Below are 12,614 nucleotides of genomic sequence, written 5' to 3'. Positions count from 1 at the left end.
CTTCTGGGCCGACACCGTGACGTAGGCGTAGCCCGAACGAAGCACCTCGCGATGCGCCATCATCCACAGCGCGGGCGCATCGATGCCCCCGCTCACGTTGAGCCATTCGACGATGACCGTGCCGTTGAACAGGCTCCCGTCGACCGGCGTCAGCACGACGATCCGGGTGGTGTATTCGGCTGTGTCCGAGGGGGTTACGCCCCACCGGCCGTCGGACCCCAGTTCGCCGGTGGGGGAGTAGGAAGTGGCCGTTCCGGAAACGAAGAACTCCTCCGCGGCGTAGCCGACGTCGGCGATCTCGAAGGCGCCCAGCAACAACGCCGGCTTGCCGGGGACGGCCACAACATCGGGGCCACGCGTCATGGGGTGGGCCTCCTTGACTTGCACGTCAACGGGACATGGGCTTCACAGCGAACTGGGCAGCCCGAACTTATCGAACAACGTGTCGTCGAGAAACGCCACCACGTGAGTTACCTTGCCGTCGACCACGTCGAGCACGTGCAACTGGAATGGGACGTGCCGCTCGCCTGCGCGCATGTACATCGCGGCGGCGGGCTGGGAGTTGGCGACCAGCGGCAGCATTCGCATGTCTCCGGGGTGCTCGGCCGGGCACTGCTGGTGAATCAGCGTGACGATGTCGCGTGCGCCCTGATACCAGCCGACGTACGGCGGCATTTCCCAGACCGCCTCGGCGGTGAACAACTCGACCAGCCGGTCGATGTCGTAGGTCTCAAAGGCGGCGATATAGCGGGCCAGCAGGTCTTGCGCCTCCGCCGAATCCGGCGCCGCCAGCCGGTCGTTCGCACTCGGCGCGACGGTGTCCAGCTGGGCGCGGGCCCGCTGCAGCAGGCTGTTGACGGCCGTCGTGGTGGTGCCGATCGCCGCGGCGACTTCGGCCGAGCGCCACTGCAGCACGTCGCGCAGCAGCAGCACCGCCCGCTGCCGTGGTGAGAGATGTTGCAGCGCAGCGACAAACGCCAACCGCACCGACTCGCGTGCGCCGACGATTACGGACGGGTCGGCCGGATCGTCGGTCGGCTCCGGCAGCGGCTCGAGCCAGGGGACCTCGCGCTGCTCCAGCTCGGCGGTGGGGTCAGAGCTGGGCGCGCCCAGGCCGACGGGCAGCGGTCGGCGCTGACGACCCTCCAGGGCGGTCAGGCAGGTGTTGGTGGCGATTCGGTGCAGCCAGGTCCGCATCGATGACTTGCCTTCGAATTTGTCGTAGCCCTTCCAGGCCCGCAGCAACGTCTCTTGGACGAGATCCTCCGCGTCGTGCACCGACCCGGTCATCCGATAGCAGTGGGCGAGCAATTCACGCCGATACGGCTCGGCGTGCACGGAGAAATCCCCGTCGGCCGCGGCGTTGCCTTGCGGGTTTTGCGCGAGCAGTTCCACCCGCACGAGCCTACGCAGTGTCTGGGAACGCGGCCTGTATCAGGAGCCATTACGCTGCCCGTAATGACTAGGACCCTGCCGTGAACCACAGCGAACGCGATTTTGACGGATTCGGCGGCGTGCGCATCGTTTACGACGTGTGGACACCGGACGCCCCGCCGCGGGCGGTGGTCGTGCTGTCGCACGGTCTCGGCGAGTATGCCCGCCGCTACGACCACGTCGCGCAGCGCTTCGCGGAGGCCGGGCTGGCGACCTACGCGCTGGATCACCGTGGGCATGGCCGATCGGGTGGCAAGCGGGTGCTGGTGCGCGACATCTCCGAGTACACCGCCGACTTTGACACCCTCGTCAAAATCGCCACCCGGGAGCATCCCGGCCTGAAGTGCATCGTGTTGGGGCACAGCATGGGCGGCGGGATCGTCTTCGCCTATGGCGTCGAACGCCCGGACAACTACGACCTGATGGTGCTGTCCGGGCCGGCGGTGGCGGCCCAGGACCAGGTGTCCCCATTGCTGGCGATCGCCGCCAAGGTACTGGGCTCCATCCTGCCCGGCTTGCCAGCGCAGGAACTCGACGTCGACGCCATCTCCCGGGACCCCGCCGTGGTGACCGCTTACAAGGAAGACCCGCTGGTGTACCACGGAAAGGTGCCGGCCGGGATCGGCCGGGCGCTGCTGCACGTGGGCGAGACGATGCCGCAGCGGGCGCCCGCGCTGACCGCGCCGCTGCTGGTGGTGCACGGCTCGGACGACAAGCTGATCCCGGTCGCTGGCAGCCAACGCCTGGTGGAGTGTGTCGGCTCCACCGACGTCCAGCTGAAGGTCTATCCGGGGCTGTACCACGAGGTGTTCAACGAGCCGGAGCGCGAGCAGGTGATCGGTGACGTGGTCACCTGGATCACGGCGCGGCTGTGACACGGGGAGTGTCCTACGGCTCCAGTAGTTTGGCGCCATGAGTCGCGCCGGCGACGATGCAGAGCGCATCGATGAGGAGTGGCGCCATGAGTCGCGCCGGCGACGATGCAGAGCGCAGCGATGAGGAGGAGTGGCGCCATGAGTCGCGCCGGCGACGATGCAGAGCGCAGCGATGAGGAGGAGTGGCGCCATGAGTGACGACAAGATGCTGACCCGCATCGCCGCTTTGCTGCGTCAGGCGGAAGGCACCGACAACCCACACGAGGCCGACGCCTTCATGAGCGCCGCACAGCGGCTGGCGACGGCGTCCTCGATCGACCTGGCGGTGGCGAGGTCGCACGCGGTCAATCGCTCGGCGGCACAGGCTCCCACGCAGCGAACCATCACCATCGGGGAGGCGGGCACCAAGGGTTTGCGAACCTACGTCCAGCTGTTCGTGCTGATCGCGGCGGCCAACGACGTGCGCTGCGATATCGCGTCGAACTCAACGTTCCTCTACGCGTACGGGTTTCCCGAGGACATCGACGCGAGCCACGCACTGTACGCCAGCCTGGTCGTGCAAATGGTGCGGGCGTCGGACACCTACCTCGCCTCGGGCCAGCACCGGCCCACGCCGACGATCACCGCCCGCCTCAATTTCCAGTTGGCTTTCGGGGCGCGCGTCGGGCAACGACTGAGCAAGGCCCGCGACGAGGCCCGGCGCGAGGCCACCAAGGATCGTCGTCGCGCACCGGGAACCGCTATTGCCTTGCGGGACAAGGACGTCGAACTGCACGACCACTACCGCGGAGCGTCGAAAGCGCGCGGCACCTGGCAGGCCAGCCGGGCGTCGGCCGGATACTCGTCGGCGGCGCGGCGCGCTGGGGACCGGGCCGGCCGTAAAGCCCGGCTGGGCGACAGCCCCGAGCTGCCCGGCGCGCGCTCCGCCCTGCGCCAGTGAGCGCTGCGAAATCCGCCAAGCGGGACTCCCAGCGGGCCAAGGTTTATGCGGCCGAGGAGTTCGTCCGGACGCTGTTCGACCGGGCCGGCGAGCACGGATCACCGGCCGTCGACTTTTTCGGCACGCAGCTGACGCTGCCGCCCGAAGGACGATTCGGGTCGGTTGAATCCGTGCAGCGCTATGTCGACGACGTGCTGGCACTCCCGGCGGTGCGCAAGCGGTGGCCGACCACCGAGTTGCCGCTGCGGGTGCGCGCCCGGCGTGCCGCCACCGCCGCGCACTACGAATACCACGACGGCGCAGGCGTTATCGCCATCCCCGACCGCGACACCGCCGAGTGGGCGCTACGCGAGCTGGTGGTCCTCCACGAGGTGGCACACCACCTTTGCCACGCCGAGCCGCCCCACGGCCCGGAGTTCGTCGCGACGATCTGCGAGTTGGCTGAGCTGGTGATGGGCCCGGAACTCGGGCATGTGCTGCGCGTCGTCTACGCCAAAGGGGGCGTGCGGTGAGCGACCCGGACGCCCGGGCCCGCGAGGTCGAAGCCCAGATGACCGACGAGGAGCGATTCTCGTTACTGGTCTGCGTGATCGGTCCGAGTGAAATGTGGCCGCTGCGCGACGAACGCATCCCGCCCGACGTCGAGACGAGCACGGGTTACGCGCCTGGCGTTGCGCGCCTTGGTATTCCGGCACTGCGCATGAACGATTCCGGGCTCGGCGTCACCAACCCCGGCTACCGCCCGGGCGACACCGCAACAGCGCTGCCCTCGGGACAGGCGCTGGCCGCCGGCTTCGACAAAGCCCTGGCCCGCGCCGCCGGCGAGGTGATCGGGCGCGAGGCCCGCGCCCGCGGAATCAACGTGCAACTGGCGGGGGCCATGAACCTCGCGCGCGACCCGCGCAACGGCCGTAACTTCGAATACCTCTCGGAGGACCCGCTGTTGACCGCGACGATGGCCGCGGAGTCGGTCAACGGGATTCAGCAACACGGCGTCATCTCGACGGTCAAGCACTACTCGCTGAACTGCAACGAGACCAACCGGCACTGGCTGGACGCCGTCATCGATCCCGCAGCGCATCGGGAATCCGACCTGTTGGCCTTCGAGCTGGTGATCGAATGGTCACACCCCGGTGCCGTGATGGCGGCCTATAACAAGGTCAATGGTGACTACGCCGCGGCGAACAGCGTGTTGATCAACGATGTGCTCAAAGGCGTTTGGAAATACCCGGGTTGGGTCATGTCGGACTGGGGCGGGACACCGAGCTGGGAGTGCGCGCTGCACGGCCTCGACCAGGAGTGCGGCGCCCAGCTCGACGCCCTGTTCTGGCAGTCGGAAGCGTTCTCCGAGCACCTGCGCGCCGCCCACGCCGACGGCAGGCTTTCCCCGCAGCGGCTCTCGGACATGGTCCGGCGCATCCTGCGCTCGATGTTCGCGGTGGGAATCGACGGTTGGGAAGAGTCGCCGCCACCGGATATGGCCGCGCACAACGAGATTGCACTGCGGATCGCCCGGCAGGGCATCGTGCTACTGAGCAACCGCGGCGCACTGCCTTTGAAGCCCGATTCGACGGCCCGGATCGCGGTCATCGGCGGGTATGCGCAACTGGGTGTGCCGATCGGCTACGGTTCGAGCGCCGTCGTTCCGCCCGGCGGCTACGCGGGCGTGATACCGATCGGCGGGCACGGGCTGATGGCCGCGATGCGCAATCTGCACCTGCTGCCGTCCAGCCCGCTCGACGAACTCAGAAAGCAATTCCCGGACGCGCACATCGAATTCGATCCCGGCATCAGCCCGGCCGAGGCCGCGCTGGCCGCGCAACGCGCCGATGTCGCGATCGTGTTCGCGATCCGCGTCGAAGGGGAGGGCTTCGACATCGCCGACCTGTCGCTGCCGTCGGGTCAGGACGAGCTGATCACCGCAGTGTCGGCCGCGAACCCGAATACCGTCGTGGTGCTGCAGACCGGCAATCCGGTGGCCATGCCGTGGCGCGACTCGGTGAATGCGATCGTGCAAGCGTGGTATCCGGGCCAGGAAGGTGGCCGTGCGATCGCAGAAATACTTGCCGGGCAAGTGAATCCATCGGGTCGGCTACCGATCACCTTTCCGGTCGATCTCGGCCAGACGCCACGTCCCGAGTTGCCCGGGCTCGGCGAGCCGTGGGGAACGCCGACCACGATCGATTACTTCGAGGGGGCAGAGGTCGGCTACCGCTGGTTCGCCAACCGTGGCCACGAACCGATGTTCCCCTTCGGTCATGGCTTGTCGTATACCAGTTTTGAGTACAGCGACCTCGAAACGACCGGGGGCGACACCGTCAGCGTGAGCTTCACGGTGGTCAACGTCGGCGACCGTGCCGGCGGCGACGTCCCGCAGCTCTACCTGACGGAGGCCGCCGGCGAACGCCGTTCACGCTTGCTGGGATTCGAGCGGGTCGAGCTCGAGCCGGGCGCCACACGTCGCGTGACCATCGTGGCGGATCCGCGCCTGCTAGCCCGGTACGACGGGGCCGCCCATGCTTGGGGCATCATCGCGGGGATTCACACGGTGGCGGTGGGCACTTCGGCGACCGCGCCGCGACTTGAGGCGCCGGTGCAGTTGGCCGGTCGCACGTTCGGGCGATGATGCAGGCGGTCTAGCCGCCCGAACGCGCGGCCGGCGCGGGGTTAACGGACGGGGGTCAGGTCGTCGCCGCAGGTGCATTTGTACGGTTCGCCGGCACCCGAGCAGTGGCATGGGACCTCGATGCGAACGCGACAGCCGCAGCCCTCATGGCCACAGCTCAGCATGGTTCCTGCCTCGTAACTTGGCATTTGACTCCCTCATTTCTTCTTGTTGTGACGACCGCGGCTACCGCCGTGGACGCCCTCACTATATACCCCCAAGGGGTATCCGGTAAATGGTCGCGGCCCCTGAGCGCGGCTAGCTTGGTGGCATGACCGACAAACCAACCCCCAAAGACGTCGACGCATTCTTGGACAGCACCGTGGTCGGTGACGATCCGGCGCTGACCGCAGCGCTTCAGGCCAGCGACGCGGCCGGCCTGCCCTCGATCGCGGTATCGGCGCAGCAGGGCAAGTTCTTGAGCCTGTTGACCGCCGCAGTGCAGGCACGGCGGGTTCTCGAGATTGGCACGCTGGGCGGCTTCAGCACCATCTGGCTGGCCAGGGGCGCCGGGCCGGAGGGGCGTGTGGTGACGCTTGAATACGAGCCCAAGCACGCCGAGGTCGCGCGGGCCAACGTGGAGCGGGCCGGCCTTGCCGACCGCGTGGAGGTGTTGGTCGGCGCCGCGCTCGACACGTTGCCGACGCTGTCCGGCGGCCCGTACGACCTGATATTCATCGACGCCGACAAAGAGAACTACCCCGCCTACCTGGACTGGGCGGTGCGGCTGGCCCGCCCCGGCTCAGTTATCTTGGCCGACAACGTCATTCGTGAGGGCAAGGTTTTAGACCCCGATTCCGATGACGCCCGGGTGCAGGCGACGCGGCAGACGTTGCAGCTGATGGGCGAGCACCCGCGGCTGGACACCGCCGTGATCCAGACGGTCGGCGCCAAGCACTGGGACGGCTTTGCGATCGCGCTGGTGAACTAGCACGTGGGAGCGGGATTTTCGTTGCCCGCGAACGGTGGCCGAGCGTAATCTCTACTACAGGTGGATGGTTTGCGACCAGCTCACAGTGCTTGTGGCACAACGAGCTTGCCGCATAACAGAAAGGTCACAAAATGAGTACGGTCCATTCATCAATCGATCACCACCCCGATCTGCTGGCGCTCCGCGCGAATTATGAGCGCGTCGCCGAGTCGATGAGTGCGCACGTCACCTTCGGCCTCACTTTGCTGACGGGTCTGTATGTGGCCGTGTCATCGTGGATCGTCGGATTCAGCGGATCGCTTGCCACATCCGACCTGATCGTCGGGATCGCGGTGGCGTTCTTGGCATACGGGTTCGCGACCACTCTGGACCGCGCGCACGGTATGACATGGACGCTGCCGGTGCTCGGCGTATGGGTCGTCGTCTCGCCGTGGATCATGCAGGGCGTAACGACGACTGCGGGCATGGCCTGGTCGAATGTCGTTGCAGGCGCGTTGCTGACATTGTTGGGCCTCAACGCGACGTACTTCGGCATGCGCACCCGCGCCGCGGCACCCGCTCCTGATCGTCTGCGCTAGCCGCAGACCGCGCCGATCGCCGCCGAGCTGACGAGCTTGACATACTTCGCCAGCACGCCCGTCTTGTAGCGCGGCGGCGGCGGCGCGAAATCCTTTCGCCGGGACTCGAATTCGCCCGGTTCGGTCAGCACGTCCAGGACGCGGTCCGCGACGTCGAGGCGGATCCGGTCACCATCGCGCAGCAATGCGATCGGGCCGCCGTCGACCGCCTCGGGCGCGATGTGCCCGACGCACAGACCGGTCGTCCCGCCGGAGAAGCGGCCGTCGGTCAACAGCAGAACGTCCTTGCCTAGGCCCGCGCCCTTGATTGCGCCTGTGATAGCGAGCATTTCGCGCATCCCCGGGCCGCCCTTGGGGCCCTCGTACCGGATCACCACGGCGTCGCCCTTGGTGATGGTGCCGTCCTCGAGCGCATCCAGCGCGGCGCGCTCGCCATCGAAAACCCTTGCGGTGCCTTCGAACACATCGGAGTCGAAACCGGCTGACTTGACCACCGCGCCCTCGGGCGCCAGCGATCCGCGCAGGATGGTGATGCCGCCCGTCGGGTGGATCGGATTGTTCATGGCGCGCAGCACCTTGCCGTCCGGGTCCGGCGGGGCGATGGCGGCCAGGTTCTCGGCCACGGTCGAGCCGGTCACCGTCAGGCAATCACCATGCAGCAGGCCGGCATCCAGCAACGCCTTCATCATCACGGGCACACCGCCGATGTGGTCGACGTGAGACATCACGTGGCGACCGAATGGCTTGACGTCGGCCAAGTGCGGCACCTTGGATCCGATGCGGCTGAAGTCGTCGAGGGTGAGCGCGACTTCGGCCTCGTGCGCGATGGCCAGCAGGTGCAGCACCGCGTTGGTCGAACCGCCGAACGCCATCACCACCGCGATCGCGTTCTCGAACGCCTCTTTGGTGAGGATGTCGCGGGCGGTGATGCCGCGGCGCAACAGTTCGACGACGGCCTGACCGCTGCGGCGCGCGAACCCGTCGCGGCGGCGGTCGGTCGCCGGTGGGGCGGCGCTGCCGGGCAGGGACATGCCCAGTGCCTCGGCGGCGCTGGCCATGGTGTTGGCGGTGTACATGCCGCCGCACGCGCCCTCGCCGGGACAGATCGCACGCTCGATAGCGTCGACGTCCTCGCGGGGCATCAGTCCGCGCGCGCAGGCGCCGACGGCCTCGAACGCATCGATGATCGTGACCTCACGCTCGCTGCCGTCGGAGAGCTTGGCCACCCCCGGCAGAATCGAGCCCGCGTAGAGGAACACCGACGCCAGATCCAGTCGCGCCGCGGCCATCAGCATGCCGGGCAGCGATTTGTCACAGCCGGCCAGCAGCACCGAGCCGTCGAGCCGCTCGGCCTGCATCACGGTCTCGACGCTGTCCGCGATCACCTCGCGCGACACCAGCGAGAAGTGCATGCCCTCGTGGCCCATCGAGATGCCGTCGGACACCGAGATGGTCCCAAACTCGAGCGGGTAGCCGCCGGCGGCGAACACCCCTTCCTTGACCGCCTTGGCGAGCCGATCCAGCGAGAGGTTGCAGGGGGTGATCTCGTTCCACGACGACGCGACCCCGATCTGCGGCTTGGCGAAGTCCTCGTCTCCCATGCCTACCGCGCGCAGCATGCCGCGGGCGGCGGCCTTCTCCAGGCCGTCGGTGACGTCACGACTACGCGGTTTGATGTCGGCGACCGGGGCCGAATCGGTTGGTGTTGCCATCCTGCAAGTATGCGTGAGCTGCGCGAGTGGCAAATGCGCGGGGTAATACCCCAGCGGGGTATAAGGTGGATACGAGCGCTTGTCGGGCAGGAGTGAAGAGACGATGACGAACGAACACGGATACTCGCAGCAGAAGGACAACTACGCCAAGCGGCTGCGACGCATCGAGGGCCAGGTACGCGGGATCGCCCGCATGATCGAAGAGGACAAGTACTGCATCGACGTCCTCACTCAGATCAGCGCCGCCAACAGCGCCCTGCGCTCGGTCGCGCTGAACCTGCTGGACGAGCACCTGGGGCACTGCGTCACCCATGCCGTGGCCGAGGGGGGCGACGAGGCCGAGCAGAAGTTGGCCGAGGCCTCCGCCGCGATCGCGAGACTCGTTCGTTCCTGATCGGTGACGTAGTTGAGACCCGAGTTGCGGCCCTGAATCGGGGGGAGCCGTTGTCGCGGTCCGTACGGTAAGGCAGTGTGATCGCATTAGGCGCGACAACCCAGGAGCTGGGGAACCCGGCCGACACCGACGCCATGACACCCGAAACCAACGCTGCGGCGCGAACGTGGACGCCACGAATCGCGGCGCAGCTCGCTGTGCTGGCCGCGGCGGCCTTCACCTACGTCACCGCTGAGCTCCTGCCGGTCGGCGCGCTGCCGGCCATCTCGCACGACCTGCACGTCAGCCTTTTTGCGGTCGGCACCCTGCTGACCTGGTACGCCTTCGTTGCGGCCCTGACGACGTTTCCGCTGGTGCGATGGACCGCCCACCTGCCCCGCCGGCAAACGTTGCTGCTGAGCCTGGTCTGCCTGACCATTTCGCAACTCATCTCGGCGCTGGCGCCCAACTTCGCGGTACTGGCCGCGGGCCGGGTGCTCTGTGCGGTCACCCACGGGCTGCTGTGGGCTGTCATCGCCCCGATCGCGACCCGGCTGGTGCCGCCGAGCCATGCCGGACGGGCCACGATGTCGATCTACGTGGGGACCAGCCTGGCCTTGGTCGTCGGGAGCCCGCTGACCGCCGCCCTGAGCCTGATGTGGGGCTGGCGCCTGGCCGTCGTCTGCATCACCGTTGCCGCCCTGATCGTCACGGTCGCCGCCCGGGTGATGCTGCCGGAGATGGTGCTCACCGAGGACCAGCTTGCGCACGTGGGGCCGCGCTCCCGCCATCACCGCAACGGCCGGCTGATCACCGTGAGCGTGCTGGCGATGATCGCGGTCACCGGCCACTTCGTCTCCTACACGTTCATCGTCGAGATCATCCGCAACGTCGTCGGCGTGCGCGGGCCGAACCTGGCGTGGGTGCTGGCCGCCTACGGGCTCGCGGGGCTGCTGTCGGTCCCGTTGGTGGCGCGGCCGCTGGATCAAAGGCCCAAGAGCGCGGTGATCCTGTGCATGGCGGGTCTGACGGCCGCGTTCGTGGTGCTGACCGCGCTGGCGTTCGGTAGCCGGGGCGCCGCGGCCACGGCGCTGATCGGTACCGCCGCGATCGTGCTGTGGGGTGCGATGGCCACCGCAGTGTCGCCGATGATGCAATCCGCGGCCATGCGCAACGGGGCCGACGATCCGGACGGGGCGTCGGGGCTGTACGTAACGGCATTCCAGGTGGGCATCATGGCAGGCTCGCTGCTGGGCGGGCTGTTGTACGAGCGCAGCGTCGCGATGATGCTCACCGCATCGGCCGCTCTGATGGGCCTGGCGCTGGTCGGCGTCGCGGCCAACCGGCGGATCCTGGACGTTGCCCCGACAAGCTCACGCGATTCATAGCCGCACAGTTCAGCGGCACATTTTAGGCGACGATCTGACCGCCAGACCTCCGAGAAACGGTAGCTGGCGCTGACCCTATGCCACACTGTTTCAAGACTGTGACTGGAGGGATGCATATGTCGGGCTGGACGAAGGAAAGGCTTTTCGCCGCTCTGAGCGCAGCCGGATTGGCTTCTGTAATGGGTTTGGCACTGGTCTTCAGCGCGGGTTCCGCCTCGGCGGATCCGGACCCGGCACCGCCCGGCGATCCGGGTTTGGTCGCCGCCCCGCCCGCTCCGCCTCCGCCCCCGGACCCGCTCGCGCCGCCCCCTCCGCCGGCCCCGTTGGCACTGCCACCGATGCCGCAGCCGCTGACGCCGCCGGCATTCCCCAACCCGATGACGCAACCGGCGGCAGCCGGACCCGCCGCCGGGCAGAACCCCGCCCCGTTCACCGGGACGGCGCCGTTCGGTCCGCCCTCGTTCGTGCCCAAGGGCGGCTCGACCGTCGGGGTAGCGCAGCCGATCATCATCAACTTCCCCGGACGCGTCGATGACGCGGGCGCGGCCATAGACGCCGTCCACGTCTCGTCGGTTCCGCCGGTGCCCGGCAAGTTCTACTGGATGACGCCGACCCAGCTGCGGTGGCGTCCGACCAGTTTCTGGCCCGCCCACACAGCGGTGACCGTCGACGCCGGCGGCACCGTGACCAACTTCCAGACCGGGGACACACTGGTGGCCACCGCGGACGACGCCACCCACCAGCTGACCGTGACGCGCAACGGCACGGTGGAGAAGACCATCCCGATGTCGATGGGTATGACGTCCGGTAATCACCAGACCCCCAACGGCACGTACTACGTGCAGGACAAGAAGGCGTCGGTCGTGATGGACTCCTCGACCTACGGGGTGCCGGTGAACTCGACCTACGGCTACAAGGTGACGGTGGAGGACGCGGTCCGCTTCGACAACGTCGGCGACTACGTGCACAGCGCGCCGTGGTCGGTCGACGACCAGGGCAAGCGCGACGTCAGCCACGGCTGCATCAACATCAGCCCGAGCAACGCGAAGTGGTTCATCGACAACTTCGGCCCGGGCGACCCGATCATCGTGAAGAACTCGTCCGGTGGGGATTACAAGAAGAACGACGGCTCCAGCGACTGGATCGTCAACAACTAGCCCTTCGATCGGCAACTAACTCCGGAATCCCGCGAGGGCTTCCGTCCGGCCGCAGGTTATGTATAGCATCATATATAACCCGTAGGGCCTGAGGAGGGCGATGCCGAGTCCACGCGAGCGGATGGTCGTCTCGGCCGCGCTGCTGATCCGGGAGCGCGGCGCGCATGCGACCGCGATCTCCGACGTTCTGGACCACAGTGGCGCGCCTCGCGGATCGGCCTATCACTACTTCCCGGGCGGACGCACGCAATTGCTCTGCGAGGCGGTCGATTACGCGGGCGAGCACGTGGCGGCCATCATCGACGGGGCCGATGCGAGCCTGCAACTGATGGACACCCTGATCGACAAGTACCGCCGTCAGCTGCTCAAAAGCGACTTTCGCGCGGGCTGCCCCATCGTGGCGGTCTCCGTCGAGGCCGGCGAGGAACACGACCGCGAACGGATGGCCCCGGTGGTCGACCGCGCGGCGGCGGTGTTCGATCGCTGGACCGACCGGATCGCCGCGCGCTTCATCGCCGACGGAATACCGGGGGAGCGGGCACGCGAGTTGTCTGTGCTGGC

Annotated in this window: 13 protein-coding genes and 1 pseudogene; 10 read left to right on the top strand and 4 right to left on the bottom strand. The window is 67.7% G+C overall.

Annotated features, from left to right (window positions below):
* The coding region (locus tag JOZ00_RS24330) for an alpha/beta hydrolase domain-containing protein (RefSeq protein WP_293349261.1) at positions 1-363 on the bottom strand (363 nt) is incomplete at its 3' end.
* 42 nt (positions 364-405) lie between these two features.
* Positions 406-1,522 (bottom strand): annotated as a pseudogene (locus JOZ00_RS24325) (sigma-70 family RNA polymerase sigma factor).
* On the opposite strand from JOZ00_RS24325, the gene JOZ00_RS24320 reads away from it, so the two are divergent.
* From JOZ00_RS24320 to JOZ00_RS24305, 4 genes are all read left to right on the top strand, one after another.
* On the top strand, positions 1,515-2,309 hold the full coding sequence (locus JOZ00_RS24320; RefSeq protein WP_293349259.1) for an alpha/beta hydrolase: 795 nt from the start codon (positions 1,515-1,517) through the stop codon (positions 2,307-2,309). The pseudogene JOZ00_RS24325 and the gene JOZ00_RS24320 sit on opposite strands and share 8 nt — an antisense overlap.
* A gap of 190 nt (positions 2,310-2,499) precedes the next feature.
* Entirely contained in the window at positions 2,500-3,249 is a 750-nt protein-coding gene (locus JOZ00_RS24315) for a DUF2786 domain-containing protein (RefSeq protein WP_293349257.1), read from the top strand.
* Positions 3,246-3,761: a TIGR04338 family metallohydrolase gene (locus JOZ00_RS24310; protein ID WP_293349255.1), complete on the top strand. Its 516-nt coding sequence runs from the start codon at positions 3,246-3,248 to the stop codon at positions 3,759-3,761. The genes JOZ00_RS24315 and JOZ00_RS24310 overlap by 4 nt, the downstream gene beginning before the upstream one ends.
* A complete protein-coding gene (locus tag JOZ00_RS24305) occupies positions 3,758-5,875 on the top strand; it encodes a beta-glucosidase (RefSeq protein ID WP_293349253.1) in 2,118 nt (705 codons plus the stop codon). Before JOZ00_RS24310 ends, JOZ00_RS24305 begins: the two co-directional genes overlap by 4 nt.
* Before the next feature lie 41 nt (positions 5,876-5,916).
* Here the strand turns inward: JOZ00_RS24305 and JOZ00_RS24300 are convergent, their stop codons facing one another.
* Entirely contained in the window at positions 5,917-6,063 is a 147-nt protein-coding gene (locus JOZ00_RS24300) for a metallothionein (protein WP_293349251.1), read from the bottom strand.
* 122 nt (positions 6,064-6,185) lie between these two features.
* On the opposite strand from JOZ00_RS24300, the gene JOZ00_RS24295 reads away from it, so the two are divergent.
* Positions 6,186-6,845, top strand: a complete 660-nt coding sequence (locus tag JOZ00_RS24295) for an O-methyltransferase (protein ID WP_293349249.1) — start codon at positions 6,186-6,188, stop codon at positions 6,843-6,845.
* Between the two features lie 131 nt (positions 6,846-6,976).
* Positions 6,977-7,423: an SPW repeat protein gene (locus JOZ00_RS24290; protein ID WP_293349247.1), complete on the top strand. Its 447-nt coding sequence runs from the start codon at positions 6,977-6,979 to the stop codon at positions 7,421-7,423.
* Here the strand turns inward: JOZ00_RS24290 and ilvD are convergent.
* On the bottom strand, positions 7,420-9,135 hold the full coding sequence (gene ilvD / locus JOZ00_RS24285) for a dihydroxy-acid dehydratase (RefSeq protein ID WP_293349245.1): 1,716 nt from the start codon (positions 9,133-9,135) through the stop codon (positions 7,420-7,422). The two genes, JOZ00_RS24290 and ilvD, sit on opposite strands and share 4 nt — an antisense overlap.
* Before the next feature lie 103 nt (positions 9,136-9,238).
* On the opposite strand from ilvD, the gene JOZ00_RS24280 reads away from it, so the two are divergent.
* The 4 genes from JOZ00_RS24280 to JOZ00_RS24265 form a co-directional block, all read left to right on the top strand.
* The gene (locus JOZ00_RS24280) at positions 9,239-9,529 is read left to right on the top strand and encodes a metal-sensitive transcriptional regulator (RefSeq protein ID WP_293349243.1); all 291 of its coding nucleotides are present in this window, start codon (positions 9,239-9,241) and stop codon (positions 9,527-9,529) included.
* 134 nt (positions 9,530-9,663) lie between these two features.
* Positions 9,664-10,896 carry an MFS transporter gene (locus JOZ00_RS24275; protein ID WP_293349263.1) on the top strand — a complete coding sequence of 411 codons (1,233 nt, stop codon included), beginning with the start codon at positions 9,664-9,666 and terminating at the stop codon, positions 10,894-10,896.
* Between the two features lie 116 nt (positions 10,897-11,012).
* Positions 11,013-12,053 carry a L,D-transpeptidase gene (locus tag JOZ00_RS24270; RefSeq protein ID WP_293349241.1) on the top strand — a complete coding sequence of 347 codons (1,041 nt, stop codon included), beginning with the start codon at positions 11,013-11,015 and terminating at the stop codon, positions 12,051-12,053.
* 100 nt (positions 12,054-12,153) lie between these two features.
* Positions 12,154-12,614 (top strand): TetR/AcrR family transcriptional regulator (locus JOZ00_RS24265; protein ID WP_293349239.1); only part of this gene is annotated, 461 nt, incomplete at its 3' end.

The organism is Mycobacterium sp. (assembly GCF_019243155.1).
Taxonomy (GTDB): Bacteria; Actinomycetota; Actinomycetes; order Mycobacteriales; family Mycobacteriaceae; genus Mycobacterium.
This window is presented reverse-complemented; position numbering and strand designations above follow the sequence as displayed.